The following is a 24858-nucleotide window of genomic DNA, read 5'->3' on the forward strand; positions in this document are numbered from 1 at the left end:
AGCTTTTTGGCGAGTAGCATGAGCTTTGATACTTGGTCGATACTTTTTTTGGTCGTACAATCTTTGGTTATCTTTTTAGTGGTAGTCATTGTTGCAGCGTTGATGATTGTCTATGAGCGCCGTATGTTGGCGCTTTGGCAAGACCGTTATGGTCCAAACCGTGTTGGGCCTTTTGGTTCACTACAACTGGTCGCGGATATGCTCAAAATCTTCTTTAAAGAAGATTGGACGCCCAATTTTACCGACAAATTTATATTTACTCTAGCACCTGCAGTGGCCATGTTTACTGCATTGGCATCGTTCGCAGTTATTCCTATCTCACCAACACTGGGTGTGGCTGATTGGGATATCGGTATCCTGTTTTTCTTTGCGATGGCAGGTATCGCTGTTTATGCCGTTATGTTCGGTGGCTGGGCATCGGCTAATAAATTTTCGTTACTCGGTGGCTTACGGTCTGCGGCACAAACCATCAGTTATGAAGTATTCTTGGGTTTATCGTTGATGGGTGTCGTCGCCTTGACCGGCTCATTTAACTTACGCGAGATTGTCGAGTCACAAATTGATGGCTGGTATATCATTCCACAGTTTTTCGGATTTTTGACCTTTGTCGTGGCTGGTGTGGCTGTTACGCACAGACATCCATTTGATCAGCCAGAAGCAGAGCAAGAGCTGGCCGAAGGCTATCATGTTGAATATTCAGGCATGAAGTTTGGGATGTTCTTTATCGGCGAATATGTCAACGTCGTTTTGATTTCTGCATTAATGACATGTTTATTCTTCGGTGGTTGGCTTGCGCCTTTTAACCTAGATATTCCATTCATTCCACCCGCTTTTTGGTTCATGATTAAGACGCTATTCTTTATGACCATGTTTATTCTGGCTCGAGGCTCACTCATGCGTCCGCGCTATGATCAGGTGATGAACTTTGGCTGGAAAGTCTGCCTGCCCGTCACGCTGATTAATTTATTGGCTACTGCGGCAGTCATATTGCTGATGATGGATTAAAGGCATTGACGTAATATCATTGCGGTAGTTTGGAATGAAGAACACGTATCTTATTTTATAAGTTTGTTTGTGGTAGATACATCCGTGATTTTTCGGATAGAAATGAGGTGATTGCTCGTATTGTTGAGCAACTTTATCCATATTTGGGATAAACCTAATCATTTAGCATTGCAAATATGCAAAGGAAAGTTCCATGTTAGCAACTTTTTTTACGGCCATAAAAAAGATCGTCATTGGTATGTTTACCATTGTACGCAGTATGTGGATGGTTAACAGTCATGCCCTTAGGCCACGTGACACCATCCTTTATCCTGAAGAGCCGGTACCGGTACCGCCGCGCTTTCGTGGACGTATTATATTGTCTCGCGACCCTGATGGTGATGAGCGCTGTGTTGCTTGTAACTTATGTGCCGTGGCCTGTCCAGTCGGCTGTATCTCCTTACAAAAAGCGGAGCGTGAAGATGGTCGTTGGTATCCGGAGTTGTTCCGTATCAACTTCTCGCGCTGTATTTTTTGTGGCCTATGCGAAGAAGCCTGTCCGACGACCGCGATTCAAATGACCCCCGATTTTGAGCTGGGTGAATATAAGCGCCAAGATTTGGTCTATGAAAAAGAGCATTTGCTGATTTCAGGACCGGGTAAATATCCCGATTATAACTATTATCGTGTGACGGGTATGGCGGTAGCGGACAAACCAAAAGGCGCTGCTCAAAATGAAGCAGCACCGATTGATCTAAGGAGCTTGCTGCCATGATGAATATCTTGAACAATCCTGAACTGGCAGGTTTTTATGCGCTTGCCGCGGTGGCTATCTTTGCCAGTCTACGGGTAGTTACCCATGCCAATCCTGTACACGCTATTTTGTCGATGATTGTGTCTTTATTGGCGGTCGCTGGCATATTTTTTGTGCTGGGTGCGCCATTTGCTGGGGCGTTAGAAATTGTTGTTTACGCTGGCGCAATTTTAGTGCTCTTCGTCTTTGTTATTATGATGCTCAACTTGGGTATGAGTAATGATGAGCGTGAAGAGCGCTGGCTCGATGCAGGCACTTGGGCAATACCGACAGGGTTGACGATCGTTATCGCCGTTGTGCTCTATGCGCTGATTGGTCTTAATCACGACGAAGCAGCCGTCATTGGTGGTATGAGTGTTACTGCTAAAGCAGTAGGTACTGCCTTATTTAGTAAGTATATTATGTTGGTAGAAGTCGCTGCTTTGTTATTATTAGCGGCGCTAGTGGCTGCGTATCATGTGGGCAAAGAGTCGAGTGATGATGAAATTGTCGGCAATGACAGTCAGGACTTTAAGCCCAGTGTGGGCAGTATCACCCAATACGATAACGATAGCACTCATACTGAACATGATGCGGTAAAAATGGCTAAACCCTACGAATATAAAGATGTCGATCCACATGACTACGTTGGTAAGAAGGTAAGTATGCAGGTGGGTATGAAGAAAGTCACGCGCAAGGAGTCTGACTGATGGTACTAGCAGCAAGCGTGGCACAAGACGTGTCGAACGTGCCGTTTGCCCATGAGGTGGCAGGCTTAGTACAGCCCGCTGCCGCGGCGCAGAATGTACTGGGTATGATACCCATGAGCCACGGACTAATTTTGGCGGGAATTTTATTCGCCATTGGTCTGTGCGGTGTCATGGTACGGCGTAACTTTTTATTTATGCTAATGAGCCTTGAGATCATGATGAACGCGGCAGCCTTAGCGTTTGTGGTCGCAGGCAGTCGCTGGGTCGATCCGGATGGACAAATTATGTTTATCTTTATTTTGACGTTGGCAGCCGCTGAAGCCTCTATTGGTCTGGCAATATTATTACGTTTTTATCACCAGCGTGGGCATCTCGATGTCGATAGCGCCAATGAGATGAAAGGATGATGTCATGAGTTTATTACCATTAACCTTTATATTCCCGCTCGTTGGCTTTTTGATTTTAGCCTTTATGCGTGACAAATTATCAGAGCAAGTAGCCGCGATTGTCGGTGTCGGTAGTATGCTGCTATCAGCGCTATGCACACTGGTGGTCAGCTATACTTTTTTAACGACGCATCCTGCGGGCACGGTCATTGAGGTTCCGCTATGGACTTGGTTCCAAGTGGGAGACTTTGCACCAAGCTTTGGCTTGAGCTTTGACGGTTTAGCATTAACGATGACAGGTGTTATTACTGGCATTGGCTTTTTGATTCACCTGTTTGCCGCTTGGTATATGAAAGGCGACACTGGTTTTGCCCGTTTCTTTAGCTATATGAACTTGTTCGTCGCCAGTATGTTATTGCTGGTATTGGCGGACAATTTATTCTTGCTCTATCTCGGTTGGGAAGGCGTCGGTATCTGTTCATACTTACTCATTGGTTTTTATTATCATGACAGAGCCAATGGTCGGGCGGCGATGAAAGCCTTTACCGTCACCCGTGTGGGTGATGTGTTCTTAGCCTTTGGTTTGTTTTTATTATTCCGCGAATTTGGCACGCTTAATATTCAAGAGATTATTACGCGCGCTCCAGACGTGTTTGATATTAACAATCCAACGATGATTCTAACGACCATGATGCTCGTTGGTGGCGCGATGGGTAAATCAGCGCAGCTACCATTACATACGTGGCTTGCCGATGCGATGGCAGGTCCGACGCCAGTTTCGGCATTGATTCACGCGGCAACGATGGTCACGGCAGGGGTTTATTTAATCGCCCGTCTGCATCCACTGTTTGAGCTGACGCCTGGTATTTTATTATATTGGGTCGGCGGCGTTGGAGCACTGACGTTGGTCGTTGCTGGCTTTTGTGCACTGGCGCAAACTGATATTAAACGTATTCTTGCCTATTCGACCATGAGCCAAATTGGCTATATGTTCTTAGCACTCGGCGTTGGCGCATGGCAAGGGGCTATCTTCCACTTGATGACCCACGCTTTCTTTAAAGCGTTGCTATTTTTATCATCAGGCGCAGTCATTTTGGCGGTACACCACGAGCAAGATATCTTTAAGATGGGCGGCTTACGCAAAAAGATTCCATTGGTGTTTTGGTGTTATATCATCGGTGGCGGTGCGCTGGCTGCGATACCTTGGGTCACCGTTGGCTTTTATTCTAAAGAAGCCATTCTGTGGGAAACCTATGCCACTGGTCATCAAGTTTTATTCTATATGGGTGTATTCGGTGCTTTCTTAACCGCGCTTTATACTTTCCGTATGATTTGGATTGTGTTTTTTGGCGAAGAAAAAACCCATGCGCACAAGTTGTCAGGGGTGTCATATTGGTTGCCACTGACTGTATTGCTGGTGTTATCAACTGCGGTCGGCGCATTGATTACTCCGCCATTGCAAGGGGTGCTGCCAGAGAGCGTTGGACACTTATTAGAAGTTGCTGGTCAAGCGCATGCCAAGCACACCGCAGAGTATATCGCGATGGGTGCGATGCTCGCAGGGCTTGTCTTAGCAGCACTATTATATGTGGTGGATAAAGGTCGTACACTCACACGCTTTAAGCGCTCACGTATCGGCGGTGCGTTATATCATTGGTGCTACCACGGTCTGGGCTTTGATGCGCTATACGATATAATTTTTGTAAAACCCTTTTTGTTCATCGGCCGCTTATTTAAAGCCGATCCTGTCGATAAATCGTGGCTCCTATTACCTAAGCTGGCATCGGCTGGTAATAGGGTATTGTCTGCGACGCAAACAGGGTCACTTCGAGGTTACGCTACAAGCTTTGGCTTGGGCATGGCTGTATTGCTGGTGCTGGTAATGATGACGGTGGTATAAGATGATTGAGTTACAACAAACGTGGATGCTACCAGCATTGATTGCGATTCCGTTTATTGCTGGATTGCTGTGTTGGCTGGTAGAGCGCTTTAATAAACGTCTGCCGCGCTGGATTGCTTTAATTGGTATGACGTTGACTTTTGCTTTGTCACTGGTACTGTGGCAATACGGTGATTTTGGTGGTATGAGCAAGCAGGTGATTGCACCAGATGCTGCTGTGCCTTGGGTCGCTGAATTTATGGTGCCTTGGATACCGACTTTTGGTATTAGTTTTCATTTAGCGATGGATGGTTTGTCGCTTATGATGGTGGCTCTTACAGGGCTACTGGGTATCGCAGCAGTGGCCTGTTCGTGGAATGAGATTCAGCGCCGCGTTGGTTTCTTTCATCTAAACTTGCTGTGGAGTTTAGGCGGCGTTATCGGTGTTTTCTTAGCAATTGACTTGTTTTTATTCTTCTTCTTTTGGGAGATGATGCTGGTTCCTATCTACTTCTTGATTGCTATTTGGGGTCATGATGTGGTCGGTGGCAAGACCAAAGAATACGCGGCAACCAAGTTCTTTATCTATACCCAAGCGTCTGGCCTCATCATGTTGGTCGGTATCTTGGTACTGGTAATCATTAGCTACGCACAAAAAGGCGTGGTCAGCTTTAATTATAATGACTTGCTCGGTACCTCGCTTGGCGGTTGGGAATATCCCATCATGCTATGCTTCTTTATTGGCTTTGCGGTCAAGCTACCGATTGTTCCCTTTCACGGCTGGCTACCTGACGCCCATGCGCAGGCACCAACCGCCGGTTCAGTGGATTTGGCAGGGGTACTGATCAAGACCGCCGCTTATGGTTTGATTCGTTTTGTCTTACCACTGTTCCCAGCCGCATCACAAGATTTTGCGCCAATAGCCATGACCTTGGGTACGATTGGTATCTTTTATGGCGCATGGCTAGCCTTTATGCAGACCGATATGAAGCGCCTGCTGGCTTATACCAGTATCTCGCACATGGGTTTTGTGGTATTGGCAATCTATGCAGGTACGTTGCTCAGCTTGCAAGGTTTAATGATTCAAATGCTGGCCCATGGCTTAAGCTCAGCTGCCCTATTTATTATGGCAGGGCAGTTGTACGAGCGTCTGCATACCCGCGATTTGACCTTGATGGGCGGTATGTGGGGTCAGTTCCGCTATTATGCACCGATACTAATGTTCTTCTGTGCCGCTTTGTTAGGTATTCCCGGTACCGGTAACTTCATTGGCGAATTCATGATTTTATTAGGCGCATTTGCTCAGTATCCAGTGTTTGTGATATTGGCCACCTTTAGCTTGGTATTGGCAGGGTTGTACTCGCTTATCTTGATTCATAGCGCGTTGTTTGGTACCAATAATGTTAAAGAATTGGCCATGCGCGAGACCAAATCACACGGTTTACCGAGCCGCAAATTAAAAGATTTGGGCAAACGTGAGCTGTCATTATTACTGATGCTCGCCGCAGGCTTGGTCTGGCTCGGACTGTATCCACAGCCGTTCCTTGATACCTCAAGCCACGCGATGCAGTGGATTAATAATGCCTATATATATAGTCAAGTGACACAAGTAGACGCATCGCAGCTGCTTGATGCAATGGAGGCACGTTAAGTCATGAATGAATTTACGATGAATGATTTGATGGGACTGATGCCTTATGCACCGATCATTGCCGTCGTCATTACGGTATTGCTGGTAATGATCGCCATCACTATTAAACGCTCACATATGATAACCGGCACTATTACAGTCGTTGGTCTTAATATTGGTCTGTTTACGTTAATTGGGCAAATGGCAGGCATCATTACTAGTGGGTCGCAGTTACCAGTCGCCGAACAGCTTTTTGTGATTGATAACTTTGCGCAGTTCAACATGGTAGTGATATTGATCTGTGCGCTGGCTTGTTGTACGTTGTCTTATGCTTATTTGGCTGATTTCAAAGACAATAAAGATGAGCTGTACTTGCTCATGCTGCTATCGACCACTGGCGCGCTGCTCATGGTCTGTGCTCAGCATATGGCATCGTTCTTTATGAGCTTAGAGCTGCTCTCAGTGCCACTCTATGGTCTGTTGTCTTATACTTACATGCGCAATCGCTCGCTTGAATCAGGGCTTAAGTATCTGGTGCTGTCAGCGACGGCATCGGCAACCTTGCTCATGGGCATGGCCTTTATCTATGCGCAAGTCGGCACGTTGGCCTTTAAACCGATTAGTATTATGTTGGGTGATGTGTTTGAGTCGCCACTATTAATACTCGGCGCGGCAATGATGATGTTCGGTATTGCGTTTAAACTGTCGGCTGCACCCTTTCATATGTGGACGCCCGATGTTTACGAAGGCGCACCGGCACCGATTGCCACGTTTTTAGCATCGGTATCAAAGGTCGCTATGATGGCGCTTGCAGTACGATTCTTAATCGATACGTCTTTATTGGCATTACCGTCGGTACAGATGTTACTGATGGTTATGGCGACCTTATCGATTTTGGCGGGTAACTTGTTGGCAGTCCGTCAGACTAGCCTAAAACGCTTATTGGGTTATTCATCCATTGCGCATATGGGTTACGTGCTTATTGTCATCGTCAGCATTGGTACGGCAGCGGATAGTATTTCTAGCATGTATATGGCCGTTTATGCGTTTACCTCTATCGGTGCTTTTGGTGTGGTGACCTTGATGTCGAGCCCGTATCGATTGGCTGGTGAAGCGGATGAGCTGACCCATTATCAAGGGCTGTTTTGGCGTCGTCCGGTGCTGACCGCTGTTATGACAATTATGATGTTGTCATTGGCTGGTATTCCACTGACGGCAGGCTTTATCACTAAGTTGTTTGCGATATTGGCTGCGGTACAAGGCACGCATTGGTTCTTGGCGGCTATGATTATCTTGGGTAGTGCCATTGGCTTGTTCTATTACTTGCGCGTGATGCTTACCTTATTTAAACGTCCTAAGCAATTTATCGAGTTTGACGTCGCTGGACAATGGGGTATTCGTACCGGTGGTATCATGGTGATTGCCGCGACTGCGCTGATTGTCTTCTTCGGTATCTTGCCAAACACCTTAATTGAGTGGGCAAGTCTGGCTCGTATTTGGTAATACTATTATAAATGTAAGGTAAGTCGCTGCATTTTTATGGAGCTGCTTATCTGCTGTTACGGTTAGAAAAACAAGATGCGCCCGCTTTATGATAAGCTTGGCGCATCTTTTTTTGTACTTTTTAAATTCTTATAAGTATAAATCTTAATAAAATATGAGTGACAAATGATTATGAGTGACAATATCCAAAGCGTGACGGTACTGAGTAAAACCACTTGGACCCCGAATTTGTTTAGCTTTACCGTCAGCCGTCCAGATAGTTTTAAATTTACGGCGGGGCAATTTGTACGTTTGGGTGTCAACCCGAGTCAATTAAAATATTATCAGCAGCAAGGCGAGTCTGCCAAAGATGCACCTAATGCTGCATTGAATGAAGATATCTTTCGTGCCTATTCTATCGTCTCATCTCCTTTTGATGAGGTATTAGAGTTTTTCTCTATCGTGATTCCTGATGGCGCGTTCACCTCGCAGCTGCAGCACTTACAAGTGGGCGATGAGCTATTGCTCAATACCATGCCGTTTGGTTTTTTAACCTTAGCACGTTATCAAAAGCCGTTGCCAAAAGACTTATGGCTGCTGGCGACAGGTACGGGCTTGGCACCGTTCTTGTCGATGCTACAAGACTTGCAAACGTGGCAGGATTACGATCATATTGTCTTGGCGTATAGTGCGCGCTCGATAGAGGAGCTGGCCTATGTCGAGCAGATTGAACGCTTGCAAGAAGACTTTGGCTCGCTGGTCGATAATCCAGCCAAATTAATCTTCATTCCTATTGTTACTCGTGAGCCAGTTGAGGGCGCACTGACAGAGCGGCTACCAAAACTGCTATTAGATGGTACGTTACAAGAACGCGCGGGCATAGCGTTAGACACTGAGAGCACGCATGTTATGTTATGTGGCAATCCAGATATGGTAGAAGACACTAAAGAAACGCTAAAGTCGTTAGGTTTGGTGATGAATCGTCGCGGTGAGGGCAATATTGCGGTAGAAAACTACTGGTAACGCTCGCTATAGTTAGTAAAAAGTAATATCGATACATGACGCACTGCTGATATCAATTTTCCTTGCTTGCTTGCTGTGCCTGCGCAGACAGAGGCTACAAAAAATTGGTATCAATAAAAAAACGCTGACTCTTAAAAGACCATAGTCTCCAAGAATCAGCGTTTTTTTATGAGCTAAGAGTAATAATGTCTAAACTTGACTCGGCTCAGTGGCATCAGCAATTGGATTGATTGGGCCTTGCATCAGCTCAGGCTCATCATCGTCACCAATGATGTCTTCGTTGCTGCTCGCTGCCAATAGATCTCGATAATTGATTTGCGTTTTCAAAATCATTTGCTCTTCTTCAATTTCGCCATAATTTACTTGCACCTTATGCAAAGTGCTCATGATTTTTTTGTTCTTCTTCAGCCAGCGATTGATATCAAGATAGATGACTTCGTCTTTTGCGCGAGCGATATTGATATAGGACAAAATAAAACCCAACGGGTCTTTTTTCAAGATGCGGTGATAGAACCAGATAAAGAGCTTAATGCCTTGGCGCTTGATAAACGACTCGCAGCGTAGGTTGAGCACATCGGTATAAGTCTGCTGCCCAAATACAAAGCGCTGTACATTGCGATCAAGCTGCACATGAACCAAGCTAAAATTACTGGCAACTTCCGCATAAATACCGGCTGCATTTATCGTGCAGTATAAGCGGAACCAATCGTCATGCATCTCAACACGCAGCTCTAAGATGGCTTTGACATTGTCGGTCACGAACTTTTGCAGGGCATCATTGACATAGATTTGTGCCACTGGCAGCGATAGCTCGTCCTCAAACTTGTCAGTCGTTTTGTTATATATATTCTTAATAGTCTGGGTCAGGCGCTCCCAACCATCGCTGAATGACTCGTCAAAACGATAGCCGATACTATCGAAGAAGTCATCGAAGCTGTCTGAATTATTCATGTTATCAAAATCACTCAAACTTATTATCCTTATCATTATCGGGCAGCAACATCAGAGGCGACGCAAAGTAGCGTTTATGAAAAATAGCGTCTATAAAATAGAAAACGTCTTGTAAAAGTCAGACATGCTACATGAGTTCAAAGTAGTTTTGGCTCAAAAAATGGTCACTATAAAACGGGTTTAAATGACATATATTGATACTAGGGCGTGTCCTCAATTCAAGCGATGAACCTCTAAATGAACTAAAAATGGCTAAATTTTGTCAAACGTCGTCAAAGAGCTGGGCAATATCCCGATATTATCTGCGCTGTTTTCCTTGATTGACTGCAATTTATTTCATTTTTATCTCCATTTTTCAAAGGAGGACACGCCCTAAGCTTAGAGCAGCGCTATGTCATATACAATAGAAATTCACGATTGTTAGGGTAATACCTACTATTTATTATTGTCATCATTAGAAACAGTATATAACAAATCAGCAGCATGCAAAATGAACACATGCGTTTTGTCGCTATTCATTTAAACCTATTGCAGGTTAATAAACTAATAATGTACCCCTGTTAACGGATATTCGTCATAAAACTGTCTCACCCTCGCTAGGTTATGACTTTGCCAAAAAAGGCCAAGATGATGCAATGTGCAACGGTTATGCTAGCGACATAATTATGTGTCATGTTATGATAGCGCCGACATATGCTCATGTGCTTTAAATAGCGCGCGCCAACATTACAATCATATTGTCTGCACCCTTTATTTATAAATAACTATAAGCTCGCTCATACCTAAAAGCTGAGACCAATTGTGGCCTATATCAAAGACTCGCAAAGCTACCACTTTTCAGCGCAAACCCCTAAGCGTGATATTAGCTTGCCTGTTGCTATTGTCATCGCCGTTGTCGTCCATGCGGTGATTATTTTTGGTATCAGCTTTTCGATGGGCAAAGACCCTGCCGCGATGATGCAAGACGTGGCTAAGGCACTTACCGATAATATGCAGCCGAATGAAGATGCGCATTTTATTGCCAATGCCTCCCAAGAGGGCGGTGGCACAGTGCGTGAACCGTTGCGGCAAGAGAGCGATCAGAGCAGTCCGCTCTCTGCTGAGCAAATGAGCGAAACGCAAGATGTGATCAGTTTGCAGCGCCAAGTGCGCCAGCAGCGCTATCAAGAGAGCTATCTGCGTACCACGCTGAGCTGGCGGCAGGCTACGGTAGAGTCTGATAATGACAGTAAGCAAGCAAAAGATGATCTCATGGCGCAAGAAGAGCGGCTGCGTAAAGAGATTGCCACGTTAGAGGCGCAACTGTCTCAGCGTCAGCAGCTCTACGCGACCAAGTCGAAAGTGGTGACCGTTGACAGTAATTCAACGACGCGTGGTGCAGCTGCCGATTATATCAATACTTTTCGTGAGCACGTCGAGCGCGTTGGCAACTTACAGTATCCTGCCCAAGCGCGTGCGCAAGGTATTACGGGCGAGGTGCGCCTCATGGTTATTATCAATCATGATGGCAATATTAAAGCCATTCGTCTGCTTGAAAGCTCAAACTCCACGATACTCGATGAAGCTGCCAAGCAATCAGTACGGCAAGCAGCGCCCTTTGGCAAATTCACTGAAGACATGCATGATATCGTCGAGTTGCGTTTGATACGTACCTATCGTTATAGTGACAAAGTAGACGTGACTTATTAAACTGTTAAAAGCCCATTCTATTTTTCAAAATGACGTCTATAACGGTATAAATTTAACGACAATTTTTTAATGATAGTCTTTAATGACCGTTTTTTAATAATCGTGTCTTTTATAGCAACTACCCACATTCATAAAACACAGTAATAGAGTAAAGAGTCAGTATGGAATTTTTAGGTTTTACCGTAGATGTTGCCAGCTTAACCAGTAACGCTTTAGGCTTAGTTATTAAAGTGGCCTTAGCCATACTCATATTCGTCGTAGGGCGCTGGCTGGCAAAAAAAGCTGTCACCGTCGCGCATCGAATTATGCTACGTAGCCACTTAGATGACACCGTTGCAAGCTTTTTAGGTCGGTTAATTTATGGGGTACTGCTGGTCGTGGTATCTTTGGCTGCGCTAAGTAAAGTTGGCGTACAGACTACCTCGGTTGTCGCTATATTAGGTGGTGCTGCGGTTGCGATTGGTCTGTCCCTCAAAGATCAGCTGTCAAACTTCGCGGCTGGTATCATGATTGTGACTTTTCGTCCCTTCGTACGCGGTGATTTTGTGCAGATCAGCAGTTACACTGGCACCGTCACTGAGATTACGCTAGTCAATACGCATATTACGACGACCAACAATCACGATATTATTATTCCTAATAGCAATATCACTACCTCAGCGGTCATCAACTATACGGCGCTGCCCAATCGCCGTGTCGATATCACAGTAGGTATCGGCTATGATGCCGATATTAAAACGGCAAAAGAGGTCATGCTAAGTTTGGCTAGAAATAATGCAATGGCCTTTACGGACCCTGAGCCCATCGTACGGGTGACCAACCTAGGTGATAACTCGGTTGATCTGACTTTAAATGTCTGGACGACTAACGCCGACTGGTGGTCAATGCAATGTGACTTGCTTGAACAGTTTAAACATGCGCTTGATGATGAGAAAATTGAGATTCCATTCCCGCAGCGCAGTGTCCATGTCAAAGGTCTAGATCAAATGATTAACCAAATGGGTGAGGCACAAAAGCTAACCATGACTAAAGACTAACCAAAGATTGTCCGCATAAATTTAACTGTTTATTAACTTATCGCTTAATAACCGTTATTAACTTAACGGTTATTAAGTTAAACAGCCATTAAATTAAATATAAGGATTTGGTAGGTTTAAACCTGCCAAAATCTCAATCTCAAAACTTTCCATCTCATCTTGCTCGGTCTGTCCGAGCTCATGATCAAACCCTAATAAGTGCAGCATACCGTGTATCAATAGGTGACTAATATGCTGCGCGACGGTTTTGTTTTGCTCGGCGGCCTCACGTACCATGACTTCATGACAAATAATTAGCTCACCCAGCGGCAGCGTTGGCATCAGCTCAATAATGTTGGCTGGCATCTCACTGGGGTAGGACAGAATATTGGTCGCATAATTTTTGCCACGCGCTTCCAGATTTAACTCGCGTCCCTCCGCCTCATCCGTAATATATATATCGAGTGCTTTTGGCTTCTGTTGCCATTGCTCATGACTGATATCTGCAAAATAAGGCAGCGTCATGCCAGTGTTAATACGTTTATCGATATAATTTAAAGTCGCCATTATGACTGACAACAGACTATCTTCACTATAAAAGCGCTCAATCAAATCATCATTAATACTGTCAATAGCGCTGACATTGAGCTCAGCACTGGTGAGATTGTTTGCATCTGTTTCATTCATATTATTATCATTAGATTGGTTCATTTTTCTATCCTATTAACAAATAGCACGGCCTAATAAAAAACCGAACTACTGTCTTTAGTAATCCGGTTTTGATTAGTTTGAAGCTAAACGTTTTAAAGCTAAACGTTTCATGATAGCTACAATTCAACAGCTATAGCTTTTCACCTATAGTTTAGCCGCCGCGTTACTTATCGCTTGTCTGCGCTCTTGCTCAGCTAAGCGTTCTTGTTTGCGTTTTTCTTCTAGTATCAACTGCTCATTATCAAACACATCATAAGCTTCAACGATTTGTTGCACCAACTGATGGCGGACCACGTCTTTTGAATCAAACTTAGTGATATGAATCTCTTCGATACCGCTTAGGATTTCGAGCGCCTGCGTCAGTCCTGATTTGGTACCGCGGGGCAAATCGACCTGAGTAATGTCACCCGTGATGACTGCACGTGAGCCAAAGCCTAAGCGTGTCAAAAACATTTTCATTTGCTCAGGCGTGGTGTTCTGCGCTTCATCCAAAATGACAAACGAATTGTTCAAAGTACGACCACGCATATAGGCCAGCGGGGCAACTTCAATAATTTGCTTCTCAATCATTTTGCCGACTTTTTCAAAGCCAAGCATCTCGTACAACGCATCGTATAAAGGGCGTAAGTAGGGATCGATTTTTTGTGACAAGTCACCGGGTAAAAAGCCTAGCTTTTCGCCTGCTTCTACCGCAGGGCGCACTAATAAAATACGCTCAATCTCATTACGCTCTATCATATCGACGGCACAAGCGACCGCCAAATAAGTCTTACCGGTACCGGCAGGCCCAATCCCGAACGACACATCAGACGATAAAATATCTCTCACATAACGCTGCTGATTGCCACCGCGCGGAATGATTTTACCTTTGCGCGTGCGCAAGCTGATCGGGGTAAACTCACTAGCAGTAGCTAAGTCGTCCTTATTCTCCTCAGCAGCTGCTTGCTCATCTTCCTCATTGTCTTGATCGCGCGAGATGCTTGACTGGATAATGAGGTGCAGCTCTTCTGCGCTAATATCTTTTGAATTTTGAGCTTCATCGACCATTTTATAAATGATACGTTCGCCGCGCTCAACGCCAGTGATATCGCCACTCAAACAAAAATCGCCTTGGCGTTGGCTAATTTTGATATCGAGGCGTTCTTGGATATATTTCATGTGGTTATTGTATTCACCAAGCACGGTTTTTAGCTGTGCTGGAGTCAATGATTCGAACTTTATACGGCGGCTCATGGAGTCAGTCAATCGATTATCCTTATATTGGTAGCCCGATGCTATTGCTATTATTGATAGAAGCAGGGGCATAATAGATAAAATAGTCAGTAATGCTTTATTGCTTTTAGAGAGTAGCGACAACAATGACGGTAAAATTATTGTGGGGTTTGTGGATGATAATAAGTGAATGGCCTGCCTTCATTATGGTAGATAGATTTTAAAATTCAAGCAATAGATGGCGTGAAAGGCCTGGTTTTTGTATGACGATTGCAACCGCTGCGCCAAGATTTTACAAGCGCTGATGCTTAAGCTATACAACTTTGTGTCTCAAGCACACTATCACTGCTGTTTTAGATATTTCAATAGTTTTTGTACACGCTGTCTATACCGTCGAGAGCACAGAATAGTAGACAATTTGTGGTAATCTATCAGCCATATCATCACAATTTAATTAGTTATAGAGGTGAAAAATAATATCAGCCATACCGTCACGTTTTTAGGATATTTTGACTATATCTAAATAGCTAACTTAACAGAAAAATTCACGTCTTAATAGAACGATGACGTTTTTAGATAGAACAATATAACGTCTACGATAATAACGTTCTTGAAGGTTCATCAATAACTCGTTTTTGCTAATGATGGATAGCCAGCCAGCATGCTAAAGAGATCACATAAGGAATAATAATGACACAACAGAAAGGTTCAAATTTATCGGATGCTACAAACCAGTCTAAAAATACAAAGGCAATGACTGAGCAGCAAGTCCTTATCGCCGGCGGTGGTCATGTAGGCTTGTCTTTTGCGCTGTTACTCGCACATCATGGTATTGGTAGCACCTTGCTTGAGAAGATGAGCTATCCAACCATTAGTCCCAGTGATGATGCTAAGCGCAGCCATTATTTGGATAGCCGTAATACTGCTTTATCGCGGCGTACGGTACAGATTTATCAAGAGATTGGCCTTTGGGATGAGCTGCAAAGTCACGCTTGCCGTATTGATGCGGTGCAAATTAGCGAGCAGGGCAGCTTTGGGCGCGCGCAATTAAACAAAGCGGAAGAGCGGGTCGAGTCATTCGGCCAAGTAATGGAAAATGCGTGGCTCGGACGCAAGCTGTTATTAGCTGCGCAACAAGAACCGCTGATCACTTTGATTGATAATGCCAATGTCACGGCAGTTGCGCAGCAAAACGATATGGTGACGCTGAGCTTTAGCCGCCATGGTGAAAAGGACGATGAGCAGCAATTGCAGGGCAGCGTGTTGGTCGCTTGTGATGGTCGTGACTCTACCGTACGTCAGCTATTGAATATCGGCACGACAACTTATGATTATCAGCAAACTGCTATCGTCGGCGTGGTAGAGACTGACAAGCCACATGAGCATGTGGCGATTGAGCGTTTTAGCCCAGCAGGGCCACTGGCGGTATTGCCATTGACCGATCCAGAAGGTGATGGTAATGATGACTATCAAAAAGGCTATAGACGTTCAGTCGTTTGGGTTTGTCCAACGGGTGAGGAAACGCAGTATCTAGAAGATGATGCGCATTTCTTGGCAACCTTGCAGCAGGCTTTTGGCGCGCGCGCTGGCACCTTTATAGCGGCTGGTCGTCGCGGCGCTTATCCTTTAACGCGAGTGCTCGCTGACAAACAAGTCGAGGGTCGCTGCGTCATCATGGGTAATGCAGCGCACACCTTGCATCCAGTCGCTGGACAAGGCTTTAACCTGTGTATGCGTGACGCTCATGTACTGGCGCAAATGATGAGTAGGCAAGTGTTAAAGGGCGCAGATATCGGTGATACGCAACTGTTAAAACGCTATGAGAAGGCACGTCAAACGGATCAAAAACGCGTGATTCGCTTTTGTGATGCCGTCGTACATGGCTTTACGCATCCAAATCCAGCGGTGAAGCTGGCACGTAACGTGGCTTTGGTTGCCTTTGATAAACTGCCAAATATTAAGCCGCTAATCGCTAACTATGCGATGGGCTTGAAGTCGTAGTTTGTCATAGCACGAGCACGTTATATCAATTGTCTATACCAATGTTCTATACGATGGCACTTAAATGTAGGAATAACTTATGAAAAATAATCATACGCTGATTATCGGTAGCGGTATTGTTGGGGCGACATTGGCGTTAAAGCTTGCGCAAGCCAAAATGCCAGTGACGTTGATTGATGCACGTCCTGAACGTGATGAGTCAGAGTGGCAAGACATATTGAAGCAACGCGACGCTCGCGTTTATGCACTGAGCGTGGCCAGTATTAACTTGCTGAGCGATGTCGGCGCGTGGCAAAAGATAGCAGCCTCTGAGCGTAAAGCGGACTACTCACAAATGCAGGTATGGCAACTCAACGGTATGGGCGAGCTGTTATTTGGCGATAGCAGCGACAATCATCCTAACAGTACGCTGCCGCAAATACTTGGCAGCATGGTTGAGCCCGCCGTCATTGAACATGCGTTATGGCAGCGTTTATCTGAAGATGATGTCAGTGACTATTTAACCGTCATCGCTGGACATAAAGTTATCAATATGGATTGGCTGGGTGCGCAGCAAGGCTACTGTGTGACTTTAGACGATCATACTGCTATAGCAGCGACGCTGCTGGTCGGTGCTGATGGTCGTGGCTCATTTGTGCGTCAGCAAGCAGCGATTGGGTTGGATGTACTCGATTATAAGCAAACGGCGATTTGCTGCGCTATTCAAACTGATAAACCTCACCAAGCTACTGCGCGTCAAGCGATGCTACCTACCGGTACGCTGGCACTATTACCGTTAGCCGATATTACCGATGAGGATAAAGCCAACCCACAACATTGGCAATCGGTAGTCTGGACGTTGCCGCGCAATCAAGCATTGGCGTTGATAGAGGAGGACGCGCGCGTCATTGCTGATAAATTGGCTGCTGCCAGTAACTATGAGCTAGGTGCTATCAGTCAGATTGAATCAATCGCGAGTTTTCCATTGACTGCGCAACAAGCAAAGAGCTATGTCGCAGATAATTTGGTCTTAATCGGTGATGCGGCACATGGCGTGCATCCGCTGGCAGGTCAAGGGTTGAATCTGGGCATGCTCGATGTGCAGACGTTAAGCGAGCAATTGTCACACGACTTTGCCCGTAGCGGTGGAACCAGTTGGGGCAGCAATCAAACGTTGCGTAGCTACGAGCGTTTGCGCCGTCCGCATAACAGTCTAATGATGCATAGCTTTTCCGCGCTTAACTGGCTATTTGCAGGGTCGCTTGCACAGATGCGTCCTATTCAACAAATCCGCAGCGAAGGTATGTATCGAGTTGGTAAGATTAAGCCATTGATGAGACTGTTTGCTAAGCAGGCGAGCGGGGTTTAGCGTTTTATTGAAGTTATTAACTACACTAAGGATGGCGTATGAAAACTAAGTCATGGATGACGATAGCCGTGGTAATAGCTAGTTTTACTTTAACTTCCTGCCAATCCGTACCCAAAAAAACCATAATCGATGAAAAGGCAGACAACACACCTAAAGTCCTGATAGAGCCACTTGCAGATACAGACAATGATGGCGTGCCCGATGAACTTGATAACTGTCCAAACACTCCTAAAGGGGTAGTGGTAGATGAGTATGGCTGTCCAGTAGCGGTGAGCTTGATCGATTATCTTACGATGGAGCTACGAGTTTTCTTTGAGCAAAATAGTAATGAGTTGCAAACGAAGTACTTACCAGAAGTAGAAAAAGTAACGGAAAAAATGCATAGTGATCCTGAGCTGGTGGTAGTCTTATCTGGTCACATCTCGGAGCCTGAAGCTGCGCAAAAATCAGTAGATATAGACGGAAAAATGAATCAAGTAAAAGCTGATAAACGTCCATTAGGACGTGAGCGGGCACAGGTAATAAAAACTGCTTTGATTAACAGAAATATAGCTGCTGATAAAATTTATACGTTTGATTGCGCTGATAGTATGCCGATTGCACCTAACGATAATGAGGAAGGCGCTTCAATGAACCAGCGTATTTATGGTAAAGCGTTAAAGGCAGATGATTTTTATACGGGCAGTGGTAATGAGCACTCACTCACGTACTATAAAGAATTTTGTCAGCAATTTTAAAGGTAGAAGACATGACCATGCTATTAAGAAGTACGCTTGTTGTTTTAATCAGCGTCTTAACGCTATCCGCATGTCAAACCGCCGATTTGTCTAAGCAAACAAGTCAAACCATCAACATGCCAACGGTTGTCGTTAATTTGGATAGTGACAATGATGGCGTTCCTGATGAGCTAGATCAGTGTCCAAATACGACAGAGAACGTGGTAATGGACGAAAGAGGTTGTCCTGAGATTACGAGTCTTATTGGTATGCCTCCAATGATGGAGTATCGTGCTTTTTTTACCAAGGACAGCAGTGAATTATTGCCACAGTATCATGATGAGCTTGATAGAGTAGCAGCACAGATGAATAACTATGAGACGGCTACTATAAGAATTGAAGCTCATGTCTCAGAGGACGAGGTCAGTAAAGCTTCTACCTCAACTTTGCAATCAAACTCACTGGCTAAGAGTCGAGCGCTCGTTGTTAAAAATTACCTAATTTTAAATCACAAAATTGAGCCTAGTCGTCTGACTACTCTTGATTGCGGTATTAGAGGTCCTATTGCACCTTCTGATACTGAGGAAAATAGATCTATGAATCGTAGAGTTTATAGCTTAGTAAGCGATTCAAAAAACCACAAAGCTGATTATTATCAAAATGACCTAGGCTCAAACAGATGTATCGAGTTTTAAAGGTAAAATACAATGAAAATTAAATTAAGAAATACAATTCTAGTTTGGGTAAGCGCTTTGGTATTAACAGGCTGTCAAACCGCCGACTTGTCTAATCAAGCAACTCAAGTTATTGATATACCAGTTGTTGAAGCTATTTTAGATAGCGATGGCGACGGATATTCTGATGATATAGACATGTGCCCAGGTACACCAATGAACATAGTAACAGATGAAAGGGGTTGTCCCTTTACTGGCATGGGGATAGGTCTAAAAATGGAATATCGTGCCTTTTTTGCCAAGGGTAGCAGTGATCTATCGCCAAAGTATCAGCTTGAGCTTGATAAAGTAGCAGCAAAGCTGCAAGAGTACTATACGGCAACGATGCGTATTGAAGGGCATGCTTCAGCAGATGAAGTGGATGAAATATCAGCTACCGTCTTACGACCAGATTCTTTATCAAGAAATAGGGCGATTATCATTAAAAATTATTTAATAATGCAGCATCAAATTGATCCTGATCGCTTGAGCATCGCTAGTTATGGTGCTGAACAACCTATCGCGCCCTCTGACACTGAAGAAGGTAAGTCTATGAACCGCCGTGTTTATGGGATAGCTACTGCAGATTTTGATACCGAAGAGGAGATGTCTATGCACCGCCGAGTTTATGATATAGCTACGGAGCCTAAAGATTAATTATTTAATATTTAATCAGCAGATTTTAGTTTAAAACAACTATCCAAAGGCAAACCCCATGCTTATCCCAAAATACTGGGCGCAATACAAACAGCGCTTTGAATCGCTAGAGACGTCTAGTAACTCCTCCAAGCAAGCCACTATTAAACGTTACGGTTGGTCAGATATCAGCCAAATGGAAGCGCTATCCCATGCTAAATCACGAGTAGATGACGCCCATCATCGCTGGCTGGCAGGTGAAGATATTGTGCGTCGTGAACGCAGGGAAGAGTATAACGAAGGCAATAGCATTCCTATTCGTGAGCAAATTGTCTCCAAGCATTCTTTTCCAGAGAATGAATCATCTAATAATAGTGCAGCAGTAACGAAGCTCATCGTCACGCGCAACAGCTATGGCGCACAAGTCGCCAACGTTGATAACATCGCTATTATTGATGTTGATAATGACGATTTATTGCGTCATATCTATCCTGATGATTATACCCATCATGGCTTTATGCCTGCCTTTCTCGTTAATCAAAGTAATCCCACCAGCAAAATTAAAATTTGGTTTTTTGTTATTGCCTTTATACTCATCGCCAGTGTCATCGCTTGGCTAGGAGTGTCGTGGTTATGGCTGTTAGTGGTCATGTTCAGTGCGACTGCCTATTTATGGCAACAAGCCAGTGCCAGAGACAAGACCCGCGCACAAAAATATACCGATGATATTGCCTCATTACTGCCTTATATGACAGATTTAATCAAAAAACGTGTTGTAAATCATCCTACCGAACGCTTTTGTTTATATCAAACGCCAGCAGGATTTCGCATTATTGCCACACACGATACCATTTCGCCAAGTGATAAATTAGTCGAAGAATGGTTTGAGTATTTCCATGCGGATGCCAACTATGTGCGCCTTTGTCAAGCGCAGCAATGTTTTCGAGCGCGCCTCACTGCCAAGCCGTGGCGTATGACTGAGGTTGAAAATAATAAGTTGGCTAAAGATATCCCTGCTAAGGACTTTTGGTTTGGCTCTGATAATACCGATGTGGAGAATAGCATTGAGCAACGTCAAGACGCGTTAAAGGCGCGTAAACAGTGGATTGTTGACTATGATCGTTTTGCCCAAGGCTATCGAGCGTGCCATTATGTTGAAAGTATGGCTGGTAAAGAAGTTGCTAATAACAGCAAAGTACAAGCCAGTATTGATGATTTTGTACAATGGCATGACCGTGCTTGTCAGGTGAATAAAGCGCTGCCGATGGCGTGATGAATATATAGTAAATATTAAATAAAAGTGTAATGCCAACCAGCAAGTCTGATAAAATTTTCTGGTGGACTGTGCCTACGCAGACAGAGGCTGAAAAAATTATCAACAGACTTGCTATAATATTTTTAAATTTAACTGACTATATATCCATTCATTATCAGTTTTCATACGAATCTTATTTATGTTAAATTTAAATTAATTTTCACCTATATAATTTAAAAAAATCTGTACGATTTATATTGAAAAAGTCTAACATAAGAGCCAAAGAACCCTTTAAATTACTATCTAAATCTTGAGGTTTAACCAAGTTTTTATCAAAAGCTTTTTCTTCAAAAGCTAAAGCCCATTTAAAAACATTCTTGATAGCTTCAACTTTCGAAAAATACTCTTCAAGTATATCAGTTCCACCTGTATCTAAAGAATTCTTTATTTGACCTACAGTTTGGTCTGATCCTGCTATTTTTATAGCCATTTCAATAGTTCTATTTACTCCGCTTTGACCCAAATTACCATACATGAATCCATCTTTCAATATAGCTCGTCTTTGAGAAGGCTCTAAAAAAGCGATATCTTTTAATATATAGTCTAAAATAATAAAGCTATGAGAAAGTAAAATGTAAGTAGCTCTTAAAGCCGTTTCTTTTTTCAAATCATCAAAGCATTTTTCTATAAAATATTTAAGAGTTAATAACGTAGAGTTATAACCACTGAAATCTAATTCATTTAATAATCTAGACTTGGAATTTTCATAAATGCTTTTCCACGATTGATGCTTGAATTCTCTGAAACTTTTGAATTGATCAAAAAAATTAGTAAGTTCTTCTTCACTTATTCGTTCTTCATTAACTATCAGCTTATTTAGGAAGTTTCCATCTAAAATAGTCGTATTATGTTTTTTTCCAAATTTACCTACTACGTCTTTTTTATCAGTAGTGGCAACTACACAATTATCGAAACCAAGTAATTGTTGCAAACCCTTAGCCCATAATATTCTTTCAAAAGCTTTAGGAGACTTTTTATTCTTTATATCAACATTTGTCCTTTCTCTACTAAGGCTTGAAACTCTACCATACAGAAGCAAATCGATATCAGTAATATCATGACCTTTATAAGAGTACTTAGCGCCACGAACTACATAATAACCATTGTTCAAAAAATACGAACGCAGTTTTTCCTCTAATAATTCACCTTTAAAAAGCTGTGGCTGATTTTCCATTTTAATTTCTCATAGTTCTTAGTAGTTCGGCGATATTGACTTGTGGCGAATTTTTCTTCTTTCTTCTGACCTTAGTTCTATTTTCTTCTGGCCCTGTATAGTTAGAAACAGCTGAACTAGTTATTGTGGAGCCAAAAGTAGTATTCTCAGTAAGATCACCTTTTTCCATGACATCTAATGCCAACCTTGCAATATCATATTTCAAAAGCTTCATATAATACATATCGCCACGGCTATGAGTTAGTTCAATAACTCTATTAAGTTCCAAAACTTGATAATCTTTTCCAATTGCGGTACAGGGACCAACTGATTCGCCTCTTAAAAGTTTCTTTAAAGTATTTACTAACATTGTATTATCTTGAATTCTACCTCTACTTGAAGAGCTAACTTTTAAACCGTAGATCAGAGAAGATATAAAAGCTTTGGCCATGTCTAAGGCATCATCTTCAAAAGGGTTACCGAACTTAGCAAAAGATGAGGGCTTAGTTAAAAATACTCTTGAATGTCTGTCGTTGCTTACTTCATTAAAATCATACATAGCAATTGCCTGTAGTTTTTCTAATAAATTTTGTCCTAGTATTTTATCAGCGATTTCATAGGTTACACAGCCTTCCTTGGAAATCATTTCGTTTAGCTCATTCACTCTAATAGCATCTGAGTTATTTAACGAACTTAAAACTTTAGAAACTTTTTCTATTGAATTTCTTTTAAATAAATTACCATTAAAATATGTTTTTTCGCCACCAAGGTCTTCAAAATCAACTATTCCAATTTCTTCTGATTGCTGAAATAGTTTTAAGTTTGTTTTACTATCTAACTGATACTTATCCGAAATATATTCTTTTAAAAGAGTTTCAGTTCTTGGTTTGTCTGAACTGTAGTTAGTCAACTCCAAAGATGCTTGCTGATAGCTGTCAGAATGCTCATTAAATATTTGTGAAGTATGATCTAGAACATTAGAAGTTGTTATACCTAAGACTGATATATCTCCACCTTTCGATACATCAATCAGTTGAGCTTCCTGCAATATATCTTTTATGGTAGGTAGTTCAAGTCTTTTACTTAAATTTAAAGAATCGGAAATTGCATTTACTTTTTCTAAATTTAAAGTGCTGGTTTCATCAGAAGCAGCTAAACTTGATAAAAACAGCCCACATTTTCCCGCTAAATCAATATCTTCAAAATTGGATGTAGCAGTGAATCCTTGTAGTTTTTTAGCATGATGAATAATCCATGCACCTTTGGTTCTATTTTCCATTAGATAATCTTCTTAAATTCACAGTTAAAGTTATTTGTTTTTTATATGATTTTTTTGGTATATTTGGTAAATGTAGCCTATATTGAATTAAAGAATAATTCAATATAATTAAGACTTTAAATATCATTTTTAATCAATCTCTTTCAAAATCTAGAGACATTGAACTTTAAACTGGTTACCCCAACGCCGAAAATACTACCATCAGCACGGGCGAGACAATATTAATAATAAAGCCAAAGCTAATCGCTAAAGGCACGACTTTTAGACCGCCAGACTGCTGAATAATGGGTAAGGTAAAGTCCAAGCTCGTCGCACCGCCAAGTCCTACTGCCGCTGACGGATATTTACGCATAAACACAGGGATAAATATCAATGCAAAGAACTCACGTACCAAGTCGTTAAAGAGTGCCACACTGCCCCAAACCGCGCCATAAGCATCGGTCATGACGATTGCTGATAGCGAATACCAACCAAATCCTGACGCCAATGCCATTCCCTTCGTCCAAGAGACATCGCTAAACATCAGCGCAAAGAATAAACCACCAACCAATACCGAGAGCGTAAAGATAACGCTCATTTCCACCCCGCGTTTATTAAGCAGCACTTCTTTTAAAGTAATACCCGAGCCCTTTAAGCCAATACCGACTAGCAAAATTAATATCATTAACATCACCGTCATCGTATTTTCGGGTGGCATATAATTTTCTGGCAGGAAGTATCCAATCACCATACCAATCACCACACAAATCACTTGTGCCAAGCTGCCACGGATGCTGACACGGTGCTCTTTAGATTTTACGCTGGGTTTTTTGGCATGCCACGGGCGCAAATGATCGAATAACATCAAGGCAAATAAGCCCGACCCAATCGTCAATATTGATAATATGGTCACATACAGGGCAATCTCGCCTATCTGACTGCCAAGCCCTTCCACTTGCGACAGCTCAATCCCAATCAGCGCTAAGATAATAAATACCAAATAAGACAAGCCTTTATCAGCAAGCTTGGTCATTTTGGGATTGGAGGGGATGGCAAAGCCAATAAACATTGGCATTAATACCAAAACAAGGGTAACTAGGCTTTGCATGATGATGTGCTCGCAGCTTTCGAAGGCATTTTTAGGAAGCTGGGGATTGTATCATATCAAGCTATTAATACTGACATGAGCGACTAAGATTCCTTGTAAAAGCTGACTGTTTAACGACTAAATATTGGGCGTTAAAGTAAGCAA

Annotated in this window: 22 protein-coding genes; 16 read left to right on the forward strand and 6 right to left on the reverse strand. The window is 43.1% G+C overall.

Features of this window, described 5'->3' with window-relative positions; genetic code table 11:
* Positions 1–18 precede the first annotated feature (18 nt).
* From nuoH to W293_RS0114495, 8 genes are all read left to right on the forward strand, one after another.
* Positions 19–1005, forward strand: coding sequence for an NADH-quinone oxidoreductase subunit NuoH (gene nuoH / locus W293_RS0114460; RefSeq protein WP_037026128.1), 987 nt, complete (start codon positions 19–21; stop codon positions 1003–1005).
* A gap of 193 nt (positions 1006–1198) precedes the next feature.
* Positions 1199–1759, forward strand: a complete 561-nt coding sequence (nuoI, locus tag W293_RS0114465) for an NADH-quinone oxidoreductase subunit NuoI (protein ID WP_037026099.1) — start codon at positions 1199–1201, stop codon at positions 1757–1759.
* Positions 1756–2487 (forward strand): NADH-quinone oxidoreductase subunit J, encoded by a 732-nt coding sequence (gene nuoJ, locus W293_RS0114470; RefSeq protein WP_025653101.1) that lies wholly within the window; start codon positions 1756–1758, stop codon positions 2485–2487. Before nuoI ends, nuoJ begins: the two co-directional genes overlap by 4 nt.
* 98 nt (positions 2488–2585) lie before the next feature.
* Positions 2586–2894: an NADH-quinone oxidoreductase subunit NuoK gene (gene nuoK / locus W293_RS0114475; protein WP_025653102.1), complete on the forward strand. Its 309-nt coding sequence runs from the start codon at positions 2586–2588 to the stop codon at positions 2892–2894.
* A 4-nt stretch (positions 2895–2898) separates the two neighbouring features.
* Entirely contained in the window at positions 2899–4773 is a 1875-nt protein-coding gene (gene nuoL, locus W293_RS0114480; protein ID WP_025653103.1) for an NADH-quinone oxidoreductase subunit L, read from the forward strand.
* A 1-nt stretch (position 4774) separates the two neighbouring features.
* A complete protein-coding gene (gene nuoM / locus W293_RS0114485; RefSeq protein ID WP_025653104.1) occupies positions 4775–6403 on the forward strand; it encodes an NADH-quinone oxidoreductase subunit M in 1629 nt (542 codons plus the stop codon).
* A gap of 3 nt (positions 6404–6406) precedes the next feature.
* Positions 6407–7885, forward strand: coding sequence for an NADH-quinone oxidoreductase subunit NuoN (gene nuoN, locus W293_RS0114490; protein WP_025653105.1), 1479 nt, complete (start codon positions 6407–6409; stop codon positions 7883–7885).
* 171 nt (positions 7886–8056) lie between these two features.
* Positions 8057–8887, forward strand: a complete 831-nt coding sequence (locus W293_RS0114495) for a ferredoxin--NADP reductase (protein WP_025653106.1) — start codon at positions 8057–8059, stop codon at positions 8885–8887.
* Positions 8888–9076: 189 nt separating this feature from the next.
* On the opposite strand, the gene W293_RS0114500 is transcribed toward W293_RS0114495, so the two are convergent.
* A complete protein-coding gene (locus tag W293_RS0114500; RefSeq protein WP_037026097.1) occupies positions 9077–9874 on the reverse strand; it encodes a hypothetical protein in 798 nt (265 codons plus the stop codon).
* Between the two features lie 765 nt (positions 9875–10639).
* Here W293_RS0114500 and W293_RS0114505 point away from each other — a divergent pair.
* Both W293_RS0114505 and W293_RS0114510 read left to right on the forward strand, forming a co-directional pair.
* A complete protein-coding gene (locus W293_RS0114505) occupies positions 10640–11527 on the forward strand; it encodes an energy transducer TonB (RefSeq protein WP_025653109.1) in 888 nt (295 codons plus the stop codon).
* Between the two features lie 161 nt (positions 11528–11688).
* A complete protein-coding gene (locus W293_RS0114510) occupies positions 11689–12564 on the forward strand; it encodes a mechanosensitive ion channel family protein (protein WP_025653110.1) in 876 nt (291 codons plus the stop codon).
* Positions 12565–12657: 93 nt separating this feature from the next.
* Here W293_RS0114510 and ybeY read toward each other — a convergent pair whose 3' ends face one another.
* Both ybeY and W293_RS0114520 read right to left on the reverse strand, forming a co-directional pair.
* Positions 12658–13254, reverse strand: a complete 597-nt coding sequence (gene ybeY, locus W293_RS0114515; RefSeq protein ID WP_025653111.1) for an rRNA maturation RNase YbeY — start codon at positions 13252–13254, stop codon at positions 12658–12660.
* 144 nt (positions 13255–13398) lie between these two features.
* On the reverse strand, positions 13399–14487 hold the full coding sequence (locus tag W293_RS0114520) for a PhoH family protein (RefSeq protein ID WP_037026095.1): 1089 nt from the start codon (positions 14485–14487) through the stop codon (positions 13399–13401).
* A 669-nt stretch (positions 14488–15156) separates the two neighbouring features.
* Between W293_RS0114520 and W293_RS0114525 the strand changes: the two genes are divergently transcribed.
* The 6 genes from W293_RS0114525 (at position 15157) to W293_RS0114550 (ending at position 21153) form a co-directional block, all read left to right on the forward strand.
* Positions 15157–16467, forward strand: a complete 1311-nt coding sequence (locus W293_RS0114525) for an FAD-dependent monooxygenase (RefSeq protein ID WP_025653113.1) — start codon at positions 15157–15159, stop codon at positions 16465–16467.
* Between the two features lie 79 nt (positions 16468–16546).
* Entirely contained in the window at positions 16547–17815 is a 1269-nt protein-coding gene (locus W293_RS0114530; RefSeq protein ID WP_025653114.1) for an FAD-dependent monooxygenase, read from the forward strand.
* Positions 17816–17853: 38 nt separating this feature from the next.
* Entirely contained in the window at positions 17854–18552 is a 699-nt protein-coding gene (locus W293_RS0114535) for an OmpA family protein (protein WP_025653115.1), read from the forward strand.
* Between the two features lie 11 nt (positions 18553–18563).
* Positions 18564–19226, forward strand: coding sequence for an OmpA family protein (locus W293_RS0114540; RefSeq protein WP_025653116.1), 663 nt, complete (start codon positions 18564–18566; stop codon positions 19224–19226).
* Between the two features lie 12 nt (positions 19227–19238).
* A complete protein-coding gene (locus W293_RS0114545) occupies positions 19239–19901 on the forward strand; it encodes an OmpA family protein (RefSeq protein ID WP_025653117.1) in 663 nt (220 codons plus the stop codon).
* Between the two features lie 58 nt (positions 19902–19959).
* Entirely contained in the window at positions 19960–21153 is a 1194-nt protein-coding gene (locus W293_RS0114550; RefSeq protein WP_025653118.1) for a hypothetical protein, read from the forward strand.
* Between the two features lie 202 nt (positions 21154–21355).
* Here W293_RS0114550 and W293_RS0114555 read toward each other — a convergent pair whose 3' ends face one another.
* The 3 genes from W293_RS0114555 to W293_RS0114565 form a co-directional block, all read right to left on the reverse strand.
* Positions 21356–22369, reverse strand: coding sequence for a hypothetical protein (locus W293_RS0114555; protein ID WP_025653119.1), 1014 nt, complete (start codon positions 22367–22369; stop codon positions 21356–21358).
* A gap of 1 nt (position 22370) precedes the next feature.
* On the reverse strand, positions 22371–23627 hold the full coding sequence (locus W293_RS0114560; protein WP_025653120.1) for a hypothetical protein: 1257 nt from the start codon (positions 23625–23627) through the stop codon (positions 22371–22373).
* A 175-nt stretch (positions 23628–23802) separates the two neighbouring features.
* Positions 23803–24714: a lysine exporter LysO family protein gene (locus tag W293_RS0114565; protein ID WP_025653121.1), complete on the reverse strand. Its 912-nt coding sequence runs from the start codon at positions 24712–24714 to the stop codon at positions 23803–23805.
* Positions 24715–24858: the final 144 nt, after the last annotated feature.

It is taken from the genome of Psychrobacter sp. TB67 (assembly GCF_000511065.1).
Taxonomy (GTDB): Bacteria; Pseudomonadota; Gammaproteobacteria; order Pseudomonadales; family Moraxellaceae; genus Psychrobacter; species Psychrobacter okhotskensis.

Coding starts and splice junctions, on each gene's coding strand:
- nuoH (WP_037026128.1), top strand. CDS start 19: ATGAGCTTTGATACTTGGTCGATACTTTTTTTGGTCGTACAATCTTTG.
- nuoI (WP_037026099.1), top strand. CDS start 1,199: ATGTTAGCAACTTTTTTTACGGCCATAAAAAAGATCGTCATTGGTATG.
- nuoJ (WP_025653101.1), top strand. CDS start 1,756: ATGATGAATATCTTGAACAATCCTGAACTGGCAGGTTTTTATGCGCTT.
- nuoL (WP_025653103.1), top strand. CDS start 2,899: ATGAGTTTATTACCATTAACCTTTATATTCCCGCTCGTTGGCTTTTTG.
- nuoM (WP_025653104.1), top strand. CDS start 4,775: ATGATTGAGTTACAACAAACGTGGATGCTACCAGCATTGATTGCGATT.
- nuoN (WP_025653105.1), top strand. CDS start 6,407: ATGAATGAATTTACGATGAATGATTTGATGGGACTGATGCCTTATGCA.
- W293_RS0114495 (WP_025653106.1), top strand. CDS start 8,057: ATGAGTGACAATATCCAAAGCGTGACGGTACTGAGTAAAACCACTTGG.
- W293_RS0114500 (WP_037026097.1), bottom strand. CDS start 9,874: ATGATAAGGATAATAAGTTTGAGTGATTTTGATAACATGAATAATTCA.
- W293_RS0114510 (WP_025653110.1), top strand. CDS start 11,689: ATGGAATTTTTAGGTTTTACCGTAGATGTTGCCAGCTTAACCAGTAAC.
- ybeY (WP_025653111.1), bottom strand. CDS start 13,254: ATGAACCAATCTAATGATAATAATATGAATGAAACAGATGCAAACAAT.
- W293_RS0114520 (WP_037026095.1), bottom strand. CDS start 14,487: ATGAGCCGCCGTATAAAGTTCGAATCATTGACTCCAGCACAGCTAAAA.
- W293_RS0114525 (WP_025653113.1), top strand. CDS start 15,157: ATGACACAACAGAAAGGTTCAAATTTATCGGATGCTACAAACCAGTCT.
- W293_RS0114530 (WP_025653114.1), top strand. CDS start 16,547: ATGAAAAATAATCATACGCTGATTATCGGTAGCGGTATTGTTGGGGCG.
- W293_RS0114535 (WP_025653115.1), top strand. CDS start 17,854: ATGAAAACTAAGTCATGGATGACGATAGCCGTGGTAATAGCTAGTTTT.
- W293_RS0114540 (WP_025653116.1), top strand. CDS start 18,564: ATGACCATGCTATTAAGAAGTACGCTTGTTGTTTTAATCAGCGTCTTA.
- W293_RS0114545 (WP_025653117.1), top strand. CDS start 19,239: ATGAAAATTAAATTAAGAAATACAATTCTAGTTTGGGTAAGCGCTTTG.
- W293_RS0114550 (WP_025653118.1), top strand. CDS start 19,960: ATGCTTATCCCAAAATACTGGGCGCAATACAAACAGCGCTTTGAATCG.
- W293_RS0114555 (WP_025653119.1), bottom strand. CDS start 22,369: ATGGAAAATCAGCCACAGCTTTTTAAAGGTGAATTATTAGAGGAAAAA.
- W293_RS0114560 (WP_025653120.1), bottom strand. CDS start 23,627: ATGGAAAATAGAACCAAAGGTGCATGGATTATTCATCATGCTAAAAAA.
- W293_RS0114565 (WP_025653121.1), bottom strand. CDS start 24,714: ATGCAAAGCCTAGTTACCCTTGTTTTGGTATTAATGCCAATGTTTATT.